Origin of the sequence: Paenibacillus sp. MY03 (genome assembly GCF_002165585.1) — a bacterium.
In the GTDB taxonomy this organism is placed as follows: domain Bacteria; phylum Bacillota; class Bacilli; order Paenibacillales; family Paenibacillaceae; genus Pristimantibacillus; species Pristimantibacillus agaridevorans.
The window spans coordinates 37,045-52,421 of the sequence record NZ_MXQD01000039.1; the positions used below are offsets into that span (position 1 = coordinate 37,045).

General features: G+C 55.5%; 8 protein-coding genes. 2 read left to right on the forward strand and 6 right to left on the reverse strand.

The features are described 5' to 3' along the window. Window positions 1–158: 158 nt before the first annotated feature. The 3 genes from B1748_RS25700 to B1748_RS25710 all read right to left on the reverse strand — a co-directional run bounded on the left by B1748_RS25700 (window position 159) and on the right by B1748_RS25710 (window position 4,035). Window positions 159–1,589, reverse strand: coding sequence for a sensor histidine kinase (locus B1748_RS25700; protein ID WP_087570806.1), 1,431 nt, complete (start codon window positions 1,587–1,589; stop codon window positions 159–161). Then, the gene (locus B1748_RS25705; RefSeq protein ID WP_087570807.1) at window positions 1,586–2,260 is read right to left on the reverse strand and encodes a response regulator transcription factor; all 675 of its coding nucleotides are present in this window, start codon (window positions 2,258–2,260) and stop codon (window positions 1,586–1,588) included. The genes B1748_RS25700 and B1748_RS25705 overlap by 4 nt, the downstream gene beginning before the upstream one ends. 188 nt (window positions 2,261–2,448) lie before the next feature. After that, window positions 2,449–4,035 (reverse strand): glycoside hydrolase family 43 protein, encoded by a 1,587-nt coding sequence (locus tag B1748_RS25710; protein WP_087570808.1) that lies wholly within the window; start codon window positions 4,033–4,035, stop codon window positions 2,449–2,451. A 148-nt stretch (window positions 4,036–4,183) separates the two neighbouring features. Between B1748_RS25710 and B1748_RS25715 the strand changes: the two genes are divergently transcribed. Beyond that, window positions 4,184–5,053, forward strand: coding sequence for an AraC family transcriptional regulator (locus tag B1748_RS25715; protein ID WP_087570809.1), 870 nt, complete (start codon window positions 4,184–4,186; stop codon window positions 5,051–5,053). 51 nt (window positions 5,054–5,104) lie between these two features. On the opposite strand, the gene B1748_RS25720 is transcribed toward B1748_RS25715, so the two are convergent. Together B1748_RS25720 and B1748_RS25725 are read right to left on the reverse strand one after the other, a co-directional pair. Continuing rightward, a complete protein-coding gene (locus B1748_RS25720; RefSeq protein WP_087570810.1) occupies window positions 5,105–6,259 on the reverse strand; it encodes an AGE family epimerase/isomerase in 1,155 nt (384 codons plus the stop codon). Between the two features lie 91 nt (window positions 6,260–6,350). Then, entirely contained in the window at window positions 6,351–8,246 is a 1,896-nt protein-coding gene (locus B1748_RS25725) for a beta-L-arabinofuranosidase domain-containing protein (protein ID WP_087570811.1), read from the reverse strand. 148 nt (window positions 8,247–8,394) lie between these two features. On the opposite strand from B1748_RS25725, the gene B1748_RS25730 reads away from it, so the two are divergent. Continuing rightward, window positions 8,395–9,270, forward strand: coding sequence for an AraC family transcriptional regulator (locus B1748_RS25730; protein ID WP_087570812.1), 876 nt, complete (start codon window positions 8,395–8,397; stop codon window positions 9,268–9,270). A gap of 131 nt (window positions 9,271–9,401) precedes the next feature. Here B1748_RS25730 and B1748_RS25735 read toward each other — a convergent pair whose 3' ends face one another. Beyond that, window positions 9,402–15,353 (reverse strand): alginate lyase family protein, encoded by a 5,952-nt coding sequence (locus B1748_RS25735; RefSeq protein ID WP_087570813.1) that lies wholly within the window; start codon window positions 15,351–15,353, stop codon window positions 9,402–9,404. Between the last annotated feature and the right edge of the window lie 24 nt (window positions 15,354–15,377).

Sequence of the window (15,377 nt, forward strand, 5' to 3'; positions counted from 1 at the left end):
TCGTCCCTCTCATGTCCATATCGTTTATTCGTGATAATGAATATCATTACCGCCAATTGTAGCGAATAATAATGAGAAAACGCTGTGAAAACGATAATTTTATTGAACGAATTTATACGGGGACTATTGCAACCTTATGCGGGAGCGGGAGAATTTCTCTAAGCCAGGGGCAGAGAAACCGTCACTTTTGTCCCTACGCCGAGCTCGCTGGTCAATACGATGTCGCCCCCGTGATGGCGAACGAGCGATTTTGCAATGGGCAGTCCCAGCCCGTATCCTCCTTGCCCGCCGCTTCTCGCCTTGTCCGCCCTGTAGAACCGATCCCATACGTGGGGAATATCTTCTTTCGATATGCCTACTCCCCGATCTTCTACCGACAGCCGCACCTGATCGACGTCCAATTCGGCGATAATAGCGATGACTCTGCCCTCTCCGGAATATTTGACGGCGTTATCCAAAAGGATGCGGAGCAATTGGGCCAGCTCATGTTCGCCGATCGCTATGGATACATCCTCCAGCATGCCAGCTTCTACGTTTACGACAAACTCGGGGGTCATCATCATTTGTTTATCCGCCGCATCCTTAAGGACAGTTAACGGCTGCTCGCAGATGCCGCGAGGCTCCAGCTCTTCCGTACGTTCCGCACGCGATAACAGAAGCAGATTATCGACAAGCCCTTTCAGCCGCTCAAGCTCCTCCGTCGCTATTCGCAGCGAATTTTCCGTTACGTCCGGATCGTGTTTGCCCCATCGGCTTAGCATTCGGAGATGCCCGTCCATAATGGCGATTGGCGTTCGCAGTTCATGTGACGCATCCTCCACGAACCGCCGCTGCCTGCCGAACGACGCCTCCACTTCATCCATCATCCCGTTAAACATCGTCTGCAGCGCCGTAATTTCGTCCTTGGCTCCCGTAATCGGCATGCGTTCCTGCAAGCCATTTTGCCTCACCTTCTTCATCGTCGCATTCATGGCACGCAACGGCCGGATGAGACCGACAGCCAGCAGTCTGCCGCCCGCGATGCTGAGCAAAAGGGCTGCTCCGCAGCAAATGATCATAATCCGAAAAAATCGGGCGATCAATCGTTCCAATTCCTCCATGCCGCGCACCATTTCAATTGTGCCTTGGAAGTTGAAAATCGTTATAGGACTGCGCATCGCTAGCACGCCGTCCTCATAATGCACCGCTCCAAGGCTTGGATCGGTCGACGAGCGCCATGGAATTCTTTCGGCCGAGATCGTACTCCCCGCCATAATCGCCGTATCTCCATTGGAATCAAGCAGCCGAATCATGCCTCCATGCACGTTGGCCCGCTCCAAATAAAGCCGAAGCAACGTTTCGTTGCCCGGCGTTATTTGAATTTCCTTGGCCAGAAGTTCGTTAAGCAGCTCCCGCATGTCCTGCCTCATTTTGGCTTCCTCCTGACGCACCATCCATCGCTCTACAAAGAAGTATTGCGTCAAATTGCTGACCGTCACGAGCACGCTCAGCAGAATGGCTGCAAGCAGGGTCATTCGCCAATGAAACGGCAGCTTGCCGGAAGACTTCCTAAGTGACGGCTTGCGTCGCTTGCCGAATACCGCCGTCATCTGCGCATCACGTAGCCGATTCCTCGGACGGCTTCAATAACGCTGGGCGACCCGGGCTCGTCGATTTTGTTCCGCAGGTAGCGAATGTACACATCGACGACGTTGGCGTCCACAACCGCCTCGTAGCCCCATACCGTATTCAGCAGCGTTTCCCTCGACATCACGCGATTAACATTTTTCATCAGCGCTTCCAGCAGCGCGAACTCCCGTTTCGTTAGCGCAATGACCGTGCCGGCTTTCTTGACGATTCGCGATTCAGGCTCCAACGACAGATTGCCGCCGGCAAGAAGGGATCCGGGATCCGCCGACTCCCCTTGCCTCCGAAATACAACCCGAATGCGAGCGAGCAGCTCCTCAATGGCGAACGGCTTCGGGATGTAGTCGTCGGCCCCGCTATCCAAACCGGATACGCGGTCCGACACGCTATCTCTCGCCGTAATCATAATAATCGGCGTTTTTTTGTATTTAAGTATTTCCCGGCACACATCGGCGCCGTCAATTTCCGGGAGCATCAGATCCAGCAGCACGAGATCCCAGGCTTCGCCCAGCGCGAGCTCCAGACCGGATCTGCCGTCGCGCGCAACCGTCACTGAGAAACCCTCATGCTTCAGTTCCGGCTCCATAAACGCCGCAAAATGCGCCTCGTCCTCGATTAACAATATCCGTTTCATCTCTTTGGACTTCCCCCATCTCCATTGTGGCATGTCTCCTTATGATAATCGTTCTCATCATTATCGCGCAAGCCTGCTTCGCCATATTATGCCCGCCAGCTTTAGCGGACTATTGTTATACCCGAATTCGAAGCAAAAAGGCCAGCCCTTCGGCTGACCTCATTTCCCGCTTTAAATGTTTCTTTCGCTTATTCGATGTCTTCCCCCAAGTACTTGAAATAATCGAAGTCCGCGTGTTTCATCGTGCCCGACAAGTCCTGCGCGCATAAGCCGACGAACGTGCCGGTAAATCCAAGCTTGCCTTCGTATTCGTCGGACAGTTGCCCAAGATCCAGCGCGGGACCCACCGCTTGCCACTCCGTGCCGTCCGGCGAGCAGTGGAATTGCACGCGCTCGCCATCGACGATTACCTTTAGATAGCAACGTTCCCAGCCCTCGGCGGAGACGAAAGCGTCATCCGGCTCGTCGTATTGCCCTTGCTTCGTGGTCATCAGCCGGATATGCTTGCCCCGTTCCTCGTCGCGGGTTACCAGCAAATAAAAGTGGTCGCTCTCGTCATAATACAGCGTCAATCCCGCCATCTGATTAAAGTGCTCCGGCTCGAATTCCACGCAGGTCTCGGCAACGCAGCGGAAATGCGCCAGCCTTCTCGCCACCATGCTCTGGCGGAACCAGGAGTATAACGACTCGCGGCCGCGCAGCCGCAAGAAGCCCTTGCGCTCCGACAAGCTGAGCCACTCGTCGTCCGCCGGCACTCGCAGCGTGAAATACGAATTCCCGAGCGCATCGCCGTCGAAGTCATCTTGATCCGGAAGCTTCGGGATCGGATGGGGCGCAAGATCCGGCGCAGCAAACCGGAGCCCGGGAGCCCTGCCGCCGCCTTCCAGCCGCAGCCAGCCGTCTTCCGTCCATACGACGCGCGCAAGCCCCGTCTCCCTGCCCAGCGGAGACAGCCGTCTGCCGGGCAGCGCACGCGCGCATATAAAGGACAGGTACCACTCGCCGTTCTGCGTCTCCACGACCGCCCCGTGTCCCGCTTTCTGAAGCGGATGCTCGGGCGCGTCGATCGTCGTGATGAGCGGGGACTCCGGATCGTATTCGTACGGACCTTCGATCCGGCGCGAACGGGCCAATGTCGCGGCGTGGTTCCAGCCCGTGCCGCCCTCGGCGAGCAGCAAGTAATACCATCCGTCCCGTTTGAACATAAACGGCCCTTCCGTCACGCCGATCGAGGTGCCTGTCGCAATCGTCTTTACCGGTCCGACAAGCTTTCTCTCCTCCGGCGAAAATTGCTGCATGACTACTCCCGCAAAACGATCCCTCCCCTTTCGGAAGTCCCAGCGCATATTGAGCAGCCATTTGGTTCCGTCGTCGTCGTGGAACAGAAAAGGATCGAAGCCGCTGCTGTTCAAGTGAAGCGGCGCCGACCACGGACCGTTAATATCGGTCGCCGTAAGCAAATAATTATGCAAATCCTTGAAGACGCCGCGACGCGCCATCACGTTCGTAATCATGAGATAAAACATGCCGTTGTCGTACGTCAGCGCCGGCGCCCAGATGCCGCCGGAGCTCGGAACGCCCCGCAGGTCGAGCAAGGAGGCATCGCAAAGCGGGCGAGCGATCACCTGCCAGTTCACCAGATCGCGCGAATGATGGATCTGCACGCCGGGAAACCACTCGAAGGTTGATGTCGCGATATAATAGTCGTCGCCCACGCGCAGCATGGACGCATCGGGATTAAAGCCCCTTAGCACGGGATTCGTTATCAAAGTCATCGTTCCACTCCTCCTCTGTCTTGTACGATTACAACGTATCATGGGGAGGCATCGCGTGAAATGAACTTTTTTTATATAAAAGTCAGACTTTTTCATCGTTTGCCAGCGGCGTCTGTTATTCGTCGGAATTTGGATTACAATAGAAGGCATGAACTACTTATTCGAACACGTCGCGTTTCATGGCAAACCTTTGCTGCTCGGTTCTCCCACCCGGACGACCGATGTCTTCGCCGGCTTCTACCATTGGCATCCCTGCTGCGAGCTGCTGCTCGTCCACGAAGGCACGGGCAGCGTCATCGTCGGTCAGAAAACCTATGAGATGAGGCCGGGCCGGCTGTTTATCTTTCAGCCCTATCAGTTGCACAAAGTATTCGCAAGCGTAAGCGAGGAAACGCCTTATGTGCGAACGATTATGTTCTTCCAGCCGCATATGTTCGAGCAGGCGCTGCGTCCATTCCCGTCCCGATATGCTCTGCTGGATCGCTTATGGCGGAAAGGGGAGGGAGAATCGGCCATCGACTTGCATGGGGAGCTAAGTTATTTGGAGCATACCATCGACCGATACAACAATCGTCCCTTCGCATCGAATCCGGTTGCCGAAGAAGAGGACATGACGATGCTGCTCCTCCATTATCTGGAGGCGATCTCCCTTCGGGGATCCGTGGCGGAAACGGCCGAATACCGTCCCTTTACCTATTCCGAGCAGGCCATGCAATGGATCGAAGAGCATTATGCCGAAGATATCGGGCTGGAGCATATCGCGGAGGCGCTGCATCTGTCCAAATTTTATCTGTCCCGGTTGTTCCGGCGCGAGACTGGCGGCAGCCTGTCCGATTATCTGATCGCGCGAAGAATCAAGCAGGCGTGCAGGCTGCTCCACACGACCCCGTACTCTGTCGAGCATATATCCGCTGAGGTCGGTTACCCCAATGTATCTTATTTTATCCGCAGCTTTAAAACCGCATTGGGCACGACGCCGCTTCAATATCGGGCCGCGGCACGGAAAGCGGGGCAGTAAAAGGGCGCATATTTCCTTGCCGCGCTTTAACCGCCCCGCTTCTTCATGCGTCTACCAAAGGTACAAGTCGTTGCCCTTCAGCTTGAAAATGGCTTCCATGAAATAATAATCGCCGTAAATTATGGCATGGTGATGCGTCTTGGAATGGTAAGCGCCCGTCCCGTTCTGCAATATCGCATCCGTCCCGCGCGACCAGTCGCTGCGCGAAGCGTCCAGCGCTTTCAGCATCCGGAGCGCCGCCTTGACGTAAACGTCCTTCTCGTACGGACCGACGGCCTTGGCGATCTCCAGCAATCCGCAGGCCGCGATCGCAGCAGCCGTGTCGTCCTCGCGCCGCGGCTCGGCCGGCTGGCGGAAGTCCACGGGGATGATCCCGCTGTCCGGGACGTTGGCCATGAAGTAATGCGCGATCCGCTTTGCCGTCTGCAAATATTCATCTTTGCCGGTATGGATGTAACTCATCATAAAGCCGTACAGCCCCCATGTCTGTCCCCGCGTCCAGGAGGAGCCTTGCTCATAACCTTGACCGCCATACGTTTTTACGACGCCGCCCTCGAAGGGATCGAATTCCACGATATGATGGACGGAGCCGTCCGGCCTGACGAAAGCATCCATCGCCGTGTCGGCATGCTTCATCGCGATCTGCTTGAAGCGCGGATCTCCGGTCTCTTGGGATGCCCAGTACAACAGCGGAATGTTGAGCATGCAGTCGATGATCGCCCAGCCGCGCGTATCGCCTTCCTCCAGATCGTTCCATGCACGGATGAAGCCGCCGGCCAGATTAAACCTGCCCGCCAGCAGATTGGCGGCATGCAGCGCGCGTTTGCGCGACTCCGGGTTGCCCGTTACTCTATAATTCGCCACGCTCGTCGGCAGCCACATAAAACCGACATCGTGATGCAAGCCGTAGAACTGCTCGAAGCAGAGATCCAGCTTATCCTCGGAAATTTGCGCGATTTCTTTATATTTGTCCAGCCCCGTCTCGTGGTGCATCAGCCACATCATGCCGCCCCAGAAACCGTTGGTCCACCAGCAGATGCCGTCCGCCTCGTCGCCGGTGGGATTGTCGATGGAGCGGTCGTCAAAAGTGCCGTCGATGGTCGTGTACGGAATTTTATTCCGCGTTTTTTCGCTTACCCAGTCCATCTTCTCCGTTATTTTGCCGATAACCTCATCCAGCCACGCCTTGTCCTTATCCTGCAGCATCCTCTTAACCCTTCTTTCTGTTGGTGTCATAAGCCAATTATAGCTTGCGCGCTAGGGGCAAAGTTGCCGCCATTCGTCCGAAAATGTTGATTTATTGCGCTGTTTGCTCCGCTGCCTTCACCTGAAAATAAACCGTATAGCTTTCGTCTTTAATCTCGTGCAGCGGGATCAAACGGATGTTAGCGCTTTGACCTTTGGTTTTGTAATAGCCGGCATTCCACCAGCTATGGTTGCGCTCCCGATCCGGCGTCAACAAACTTTCCGGGCGTTCGGCGTCGCCAACGAGGAGACGATCCTCGTCCGTCAAGCCGGCCAGCACGACGGGACCGTCTACAAACGCGTACCGATCCGGCGAGCCTGGCAGCGGCTCGGCCGCCAGCGCCTTGGGCAGCTCGACCTTAACGAGATCTCCATCGCTCCACATTCGGTTCAGCTTATAGAAACCCGCGCCTTCCGGAACGTCCTGCTGTAGAATGCCATTAACCGTGATCGAGGCTCTCTCCTTAACCCACCATGGTATCCTCAGCTTAAGCGCGAACTGCGCTGCCCGGTCGCAGCTCACCTTTACGCTGAACAGAAACCGGTCGGGCCTAGTAACGGGTATGGCAGGTCGATGCACCTCGGTAATCGCCTTCATGCCAGTCACGTTCCACTTGTTCATCGGATACAGCCCCTGCTGGCTATCCTGCTCGATGGCGAAGCCGATCCGCACTCCTTCCAGCTCAATCGCAGCGACGGACGGAATCCATTGCGCAATCGCGACGCCATCGCCATCTCTCAGATAGATTTGGGATTCGTAGGCCGCGTTGGCTTGTATCAGCGTTCCGTGACAGCACCAGAAATGTCCCGTCTCCGATCCCCATGTCTTGCGGCTGCCCGGGGCAACCCCGAGGAAATAGGAGATCTTGCCCGTATCTGCATGCTGATGCGCCAATACGCCGTTGACGAACCGCCTCTCCCAATAATCGGCGTAAGCGGGATTTCCCGTCCAGCGCAGCAGCGTATGCGAAAGCCTCATCATATTGTAGTTGACGCAATGCTCCTGTCCGACGCCTAGTCTCGCTTCCATATCTTGATGCGGCATCCAGAGCTCTCCGTCGTCGCCGGCGCCCGTGCATAAATACCCCCGCTTTGTGACGGCGCATGTCCAAAACGATTCCGCAATGCGGCGAAAACGCTCGTCCCCGGTCACTTCGTACACCCTTGCGGCTCCTAATATTTCCGGAATTTGCGTATTGGCATGTTTGTTCGTCAGGACATCCTCGCCCCGCAGCAGCAGATCAAAGAAACGGTTGCGAACATAACGCTCCATCAGCTTCCTGTGTTCATCCGCCCTCGTAATGCCGTACAACTCGGCCCAGGTTTCCAGCATGCCGCCCGTCTCCATATCCAGCAGCTCGTCCAGCTGCTCCTGCGACAACGCCGACGTCCAGCGGTAAAACCAGTCCGCCATGCCCTTCGCGATGGACAGCGCCTGCCTGTTGCCCGCCAGCTGATACATTTCGAGGAGCCCCATCAGCAGCTTGTGCACGGTATAATGCGGCGCCCATACCCACTTGCCGTTTAAGAGCCGATGCATAAAGGTTTCCGGGAACGCGGCGAGCCACCCGCCTCCGTTCGCTTCCTGGCAACGCGCCAGCTCCGACACGATCGTATCGGCCTTCGCCTTGACCATGACATCGTTAGTCTGCGCGTAAATACGAGCCGCCGCCGACAGCCAATGCCCCATGAAATGTCCCCGCAGCTCGCAAGTGACGGCCTCCCAGCCCCAATGCCACTGTTCGGGTCCCTCCATACTGGTTGTGGAGGCCGTCGTCGTGCCCCCGTTGCCGCTATAGCTCCACAAGCCCGCTTCCATATAGAAGCCGCGGAGGAGGTTGGCATTGGTCAAACTCATGACATAATCCTTGTTTAACCGGAAACGTGCGGTCAGAGGACCCTCGCCAAGCTTTGCCCGCCCCGGCTCTAAGTTATAAAACTGCGCCATCATGGCAACCCCCTCACTTTTTTCATATCATATTATTATTTTAATATTTATAATTAAAGCAAAGAATAGACGGAAAATAAAATTACATATACTTTTTTCATCTTTATAATGGAGTTATAGAGCTTTAAGTTCAAGGAGGAGACCGGCTATGTTAGCTGCAGTACGGTTAACCGCGGACCGGATGCCGCTGGTGCGAGACATGGGATGGAATCAGACGGCTGCCGTCTATACCCATCCCGACCGGGTGCTGGACTACGATGTATTTTTGTTTGTGACGAAAGGCTGCATGCATGTGATCGAGGAAGGAACGGAATATCGGGTGCGGCAAGGCGAGCATTTGTTTTTGAAAAAGGGGCTTCGTCACTGGGGCCTGCCCGAAAGCGAAGCGGGCACCGCATGGTATTGGATTCACTTCGATGCTGCGGCGGAAGAGCAGGACGGCTATAGCGGCCGCTTGCCGATGCCCGAGACGGGCTACTATGCGCCAGGCCATTACGAATACCGGTTCGAGCTGCCCAAGCATGGCGGATTGCCCCTTCAACCTTCGCTCGGCGACAGGCTGATGGCGATGCTCGACGAATACAGGCAGCCCCGGCTGCACGGCATGACAAGAGCGAGCGTCCGGGCGTACGGGCTGTTTCTCGATATGCACGAGGCAACCTTATCCGACGAGGATGCCCAGGTTCCGACAGGCAAAATGTCGGCGCTGACAGGCAAAGTGATGGCTTATCTCGTCGATCATGCGAGCAAAGAATTTCAGGCGGAGGAACTGGCGCGTCGGCTCGATTTGAATTACAACTATATATCGACCGCATTTCGCAAACATACCGGACGGACGGTGATCGAGATGCATACGAAGCTGCGGATCGACAAAGCGATCGATCTCATGCGCAACACCTCGCTTAACGTTTCTGAAATTAGCGAACGGCTAGGCTTCAACAGTCCCTATTACTTCAGCAGAGTGTTCAAGAAGGTGACGGGCGAAGCCCCGTCCTCCTATTGGCGGCATTTGTACCGGGTGTAACGCTGTTAAGCATGCCGGCGCCAGGGAGATACGACTTCGCCGTCCTTTTGCAGGTCAGCGTGCCAGACAATAAGAGGCCACCCCTTAAGTCAATGATGACTTAAGGGACAGCCCCTCTCAACCGTGAACCGTTATTCGGCTTCGGCTAACCAGTTTTCCAATATCAATCGGGCTACCGCCGCAAGATTGGCAATCGTGATGGCTCCTTCGCCCGTCAAATCCGCTTTCTCAATTGCTTCCCAGCCGTCGTCTCCGCTCCCGACGCCGTAGTAACTTGCCATTAGAGACAGATCGGCAATCGTTACCCGGCCCGCTCCCGGAACCAGAGTAATGAGCTGTGCTCCAAAGCTTGCCGTCGCTTCATTTAATGCTTCCACAGCCTCATTCACCTGCGCCTGCGTAGAGCCCGCGCCGCCTCTGACCGCTTCCGCCGCAAGGACGGCGTCTCTCAGAGCCGTAATCGCCGCCGGCGGGTATTGACCGACCTTTCCGCCTTCTTTGGCACGGCCCAGCAACGATTGCGTCTTGGCAATGGCCGCTGCCAGTTCCTCTTTGTTCACCGCCCCGCCGGTCTCGCCGCCTTCAGGGGCATCGGTTCCGCTAAGCGCAACATCTTCGGCATTGTACATAAATATCAATCTTTCGTTTGTTGTAATATCCGGGATGTCCGTTATGTCCGACAGCTTTTTGGTTCCGAGCCGAAGCGTCAGGACGGCGTTACTGCCCGATCCGGCCGCATGCTGATAGACGATTCGATTGTCGTATTTGGGAGAAACCAGAAAAAACGGTCCTACCCCGCTGGACTGCAGCACGAACTTTTCGTTTTCTCCTATGGTCGCGGCATCGGCTTTTATTAGATTGTAATCGCCTGCCCGATCATCTTTTACCGACAAATAAGTATTGTTCCGAACCAGACGGATCGAATAAGTGCCGTCGTCGTTAGCGATTAATTGGTAAAATGGCGCATCCTTCTTCATGCCCTTCGTTACGAGCTCGCCGCTCGCATCCATATCATAATAAGAGTTGAGCGTTTCGGCGACTCTCTCGCCGTCCACGACGCTCCAGTTTCTCTGATACAGCGGCTCCCACCTTGTGCGCATCTGAAAGTATGGCCCGATCGCGTTTAACGGCTCGTCGTTGTAGTACGCCAAGGTGCCGAAGTTCAGATTGTCAAAATGAACCATCCCCTGCGGGCGCGCGGCCGCAGCCGCCTTTTCCGTCCATGCCAGATCAACGCCGCTGTTCGCCTTGCCGTAGAGGGCAAGAACTTGTTCGAACACCGGTCTCAGCTCGCCTCTGTTCAACCCGTTGTTTTCCCTGTCGAATCCGGTGCCGTAATACCCTCGGCTTGTATCGCCAAAAACGTTCGGCATCGCAACAAAAGGGATGTCCTCCTCGTAAAGCTCCTTCGAAAACAAGTTATATTTCGCCGTATATTCGAAGGCTTTGGCCAGCCTGTTGTCATAAAGCGAATACAGATCCTCTTGCTGATGGAACGCGATCAGACTGATTTCGGCCATATAGCCGATCGCCAGCAAGGCATGAGCCTGGTCGCGGCCCGTCTCCATATTTTGGCCCGATTCGTGTATATAAGCGAAGATAGAGCCGTTTACGTGAATATCCTGATACAAGGCCATCGCCCGGTCGAATATTTCCGTATTGTCGCAGAGTACGCCGATCGCCATCATGCTGACAATAGCCGCGGCATCCCAATTTCCGTTTGCAAGCATCGGAGCAGCCGCATCCTGAATGACGGGATATACGACATTGATCATCATATCCTGCAGCGCCTTGAAGTCGGCGTCGCCGTATCCGCTATAACCTCCATTGTAGTATCGGATAATTTCCGCCGCGCTGGCATATTTGTAAGCGTTGATGCCGGCTCCCAGGATCCGGTCCCGACCGTCGATCACTTTTAAGGCATGCGCCCATTTGCCCAGGATGTCGGCGGCATTGGCCGCATACTTGTCTTCCCCCGTAATGACCCATTGCAGGGCGTTGAAATAGGCCGCATTGCCGGCTTTCTCGAAATGGCCGATGTTGGCGGAATCCGACGGCGCTCCCCCGCGTCCGACATTGGCAAAAACGGTCGTTTCGAAATCAAGGCTGGACAGATCGTAAGGAACGCTATGCAGCAGCCGCTGATAATCGGAGTACCAAGGCTCGGCCTTCTCCTGAACGCGTTGCTTCATTCTCTCCAGGTCCTCCGCCGTCTGCAAAATACCGGGATGGCTAAAGATTCGAACCTTTACATCCGCCGAAGTTTCATACCCGCCGCCGTTGTATTCGACAGTGTACTCGTGAACGCCGATGCTCAGGTCCGACAACGTCGCGCTCATCCGGCCGCCAGCCAGCACGACAGCCGCGTCCGTTCCTGCGACATTGTAATGTGCCGGGTTTGTATCGCCGTTAATGGGAAGCCAGAGCAGCTCGGCGTCATCTCCGGATACCCGCTGGCTAACTTCCAGCAAATCGCTGCCCGTCACCTCTTCCAAATAAAAACGGTATTCGGTATTTTGAGCGGCCGCACCGCTGCTTTGCATGGCGTCATCCGTCATTGTTACATTAAAACGTTTGAAGTTCGAATCGTCCCTCATCGTGGACAAATGCGACCAGATCCGGTAATAGCCCGATTTGGCGTAGCGGTCGATATAAAATCGTTCGTTCCAATTCGGGAGGTTCGCCGACGCTTTGACCTCGAACGTCCTGTCCGTGCTTGTGCCGCTCGGATCGCCGCTCAGGATGTTGAAGTAACGATGGGTGTTGCTCAGAAACTCTTCGGCCGTAAAATAATGCTGGATCGTCAAGTATTTGTTATTGACCAGAGATCGGATGGAATACGCCGTTCTCGTGGCACCCGCCTCCGGCTCTGCGTGATCCACAGTGGCGAAGTAGTCGAGGACGTACAACGCAAATGCCGAAGCTTCGGCGGCGCTTCCCGTAAGCGACAGCTTTTCCGTGACGGGGTCCACCTTAACGTATTCGCCCGCTTCGTTTTTCATTTTGAAAATCATGGACGCGGTTTTGCTGTTGTCATAATAATTGCCCATGTCCGGTCCCGGAATCCGGATCGGCGCTTCCGCCAGGCCGTTCATCGCCGCCTGCAGCGCTGCCTGTGCCTGATCGACCGCCGCTTGCGTTGTGTTGTCTCCGCTTGCCGCTTTGGCTTGCTCGAGCGCAGCCGCCAATGCGGCCCAACTATCCGTCGTATATTCCGACTCGATGAGCCCATCCGCTTCGGCGATTAGCGCGCCGAGCGCCGTCTTGTCGATGCCGTCGTTGACGATGGAGATGGATGCGGTATCGCTGACGGTGGCCTTTTTGACGGAAGTGGCCCTGACGACGCCAGTTATCCCGCTTACCTCCGGCATCTCCCTCAGCTTCAGCTTCAGCGACGTATCGCCGAGATGCTCAACATCGACATACGGCTTAAGCGCCTGCGGAATATGCCAGTTTACGCGCTTGATGACGGAATCCGTCTGCACATTGGCCGTCAATACGATTTCATCGCCGACAGAGCTTAACGCGGATTTCCCGGCGCTCAGCGACATGGAAACATCATAAGGTTTGTCCGTAAACATCATGGCGCCGTAGTAGTTCGCCTTCCGCCCGGCTTCGTTATTGACCGTGCCTGCGCGCAAGCGCTTCTCCGCCGCTTCATCGATAACATCCGTTTCTCCGCCCTTGGACACGCCAGCCGCCTCGTTTAGATAATGGTTGCCGACGATCTCGTATCCGACAGCCCAGATGCCGCTTTGCGTTCTGTTTCTGTCGGAAATAAATGTTTCCGATGCCACTTCCTCGCCGATGGCATATTTGGCATTGTACACCGTGCCCGAGAGTAAACGATTGTCATAGGCTCCGTAAATATCAACCCCCTGATTCCAGGCAATATCCGCTTGCGTCGCAAGCCCCGTAATGCCCATTCTGGCATGCGGCTGATCGCGGCTGCTTTCCTGTTGCTCGCCGCTCGGGTAAATATAGCTCGGCAGACTACCCATGGACACGGCGTTGCCTTCTCTGTAAGTTCCGAGATACCGCTGCTTCAACGCGTCGTTAAATAAATCGATATCCTCCAGATAAACCGCCGCAGCCATGTTGAAGCCGCCGAGAATCGCGTCCCAGTTGCCGTTGGCCTGTGGATAGAAGTCGTATGTCTTGGTCAGCAGCAGGCGCAGGAAGCTGTCGAATTCGGCCATGTCCGCCTCCTGCCACAGGTCCGCTGCCGCAACATCCGGATCGCCATTATAGACATGCTTGATGATTTCGGCAGCGTTTACGAAATCCGTCGCTACAATGGCTATTCGGAGTTTGACATCGTTTCCGGAGCCCAGCGTCTTAAGCGTGGCGGCCCACTCGTTCAGCACCTCTTTCGCTTTGCGCCCGTAAGCGGCGTCACCGTCCAGGTAATATCGCAAAGCATAATAAAGCGCCTTGCTGCCGCCTCGCGTATATGCCGTGCCGCCGATATTGGGGCTGTTGTAAGGCCCCACGTCAAGCACCGGCTCCGGATTGACGGCATTGCTGTCGAACCAGGCCGCAGCGCTTGCCAGCTCCTGATAACCTTTGCCGTAAACGGTATCCGCATTGTCTTTATTAGCCTTGATATGATCCAGATCCTCCAGCGTAAACGCGATGCCCGGATGCTGGAAAACGAAATCGTCGTTCAGATAAGGAATTTCATCTTCTCCGACCATTTGATCTCCGATATAAACCACGTCGAAATAATCGAGGTTGGGGCCGTCGTAAACGCCTTGTCCCGGAGGCGCCTCCATGCCCAGAGTGACCGTATTCTCCCCTTTCTCCAGCCAGACGTTCATAAAGTTGGTATTCCAGGCCGTATTGCCTCTTACGTTGGCGTAACCATTATCCGATTGCGGCGTCAAGGATGTGTTGGCCGCAGGATTATAGCTGTCGTTGTATCCGGAAATATTGAAAATCATCCAGCCCGCCCAATGCGGGTCCATCGTATTCGTAAAATCCGGCTCATCGTCGTTGATCACGATGCGGGTATTTCGTTCGTCGCGGACATTGCGGTAACCGTCCGTCTTGGTTGCCGGGTTGTTGTAGCTGAACGCCAATTGGTAAAACCCCGCCGCCGGTACAACGACCTTCCAACTGGCTTGGTCCTGTCCTGACGGAATGGAGTTGTTACTCGCGCCGCTGCCCGTTTTATAGTCGGCGACCGGGTTGCTGAAATCTACAAATTTGTTGCCCGAGGCTCCCGTCAGGACAACCTCGTCGCCGGGCATCGAACCCGGTACGGTGTCTCCGTTATCCCTGACATAGACGTTGCCTGCCGATCGATAGTAATCCTCCGCTTCAACCCGTGCGGCGAAACCTTCGGGATCGAGCGGCACGACAGGCTCCCCCGTCGTTACGTTTACCACAACCGGGATTTGTCCCGATGGATGCGGTCTGTCGATATACAGCTGCGTCACGCTCCCGGCAGCCGTATTTTCCGAAGAATCGGTGTAAATATGAAGATTGATCTCTGTTCTGCCCGCCTTCAGCGCGTTCCGGAACAAGTCGGTCACATCCACTGTTGCGTTTGGCTGACCGGCTGGTACGTTGCCTTCTCCGGCTGACGCAAACGTAATCTGCGCCGTCGGCGAACCCGCTATATCGTTCGGGCGGTTGTTATAGGTAATATTGCCGGAGGTCCACTTGACGCCGCTGTCGGTCGACCAAACGGATTCGCTTTCGACAAATGTAAGGGTATTGGGATCATGCGATTTTCGAAACGCCAGCTCCATCGTCATTTCATCAATGTTGTACAAGCTAGTGTCAAAGGAAGATAAATCGAACCGGAGATAACCGTGTCGTCCTTTGCCGACCATCATCTTGAACTGAATATTGTTGTCGGTGGTGCTGGCCGTTTTTCTTACGGAATCCGGCGACGACTTGTCCACATACGCGCTGCCCTCATCCGTTGCAGCGAAGCTGACTACCCGAACCTCCGGCGCCGCCTCGGCCGCCGCCGCAGCGTTTGCCGCCGCATCCGGGGCAAGCCCAAACATCGGCATCATGAGGATGGGCACGCACAACAGCAATGCCAGTACCTGTCTTACATGTTTGCTCATTGTCGATCTCCTCTCCGAAAATGG

Bases quoted from the DNA above. Each gene is read 5' to 3' on its own strand.
- B1748_RS25730 (WP_087570812.1), top strand. From the start codon at position 8,395: ATGTTAGCTGCAGTACGGTTAACCGCGGACCGGATGCCGCTGGTGCGA.
- B1748_RS25700 (WP_087570806.1), bottom strand. From the start codon at position 1,589: ATGACGGCGGTATTCGGCAAGCGACGCAAGCCGTCACTTAGGAAGTCT.
- B1748_RS25710 (WP_087570808.1), bottom strand. From the start codon at position 4,035: ATGACTTTGATAACGAATCCCGTGCTAAGGGGCTTTAATCCCGATGCG.
- B1748_RS25705 (WP_087570807.1), bottom strand. From the start codon at position 2,260: ATGAAACGGATATTGTTAATCGAGGACGAGGCGCATTTTGCGGCGTTT.
- B1748_RS25720 (WP_087570810.1), bottom strand. From the start codon at position 6,259: ATGCTGCAGGATAAGGACAAGGCGTGGCTGGATGAGGTTATCGGCAAA.
- B1748_RS25725 (WP_087570811.1), bottom strand. From the start codon at position 8,246: ATGGCGCAGTTTTATAACTTAGAGCCGGGGCGGGCAAAGCTTGGCGAG.
- B1748_RS25735 (WP_087570813.1), bottom strand. From the start codon at position 15,353: ATGAGCAAACATGTAAGACAGGTACTGGCATTGCTGTTGTGCGTGCCC.
- B1748_RS25715 (WP_087570809.1), top strand. From the start codon at position 4,184: ATGAACTACTTATTCGAACACGTCGCGTTTCATGGCAAACCTTTGCTG.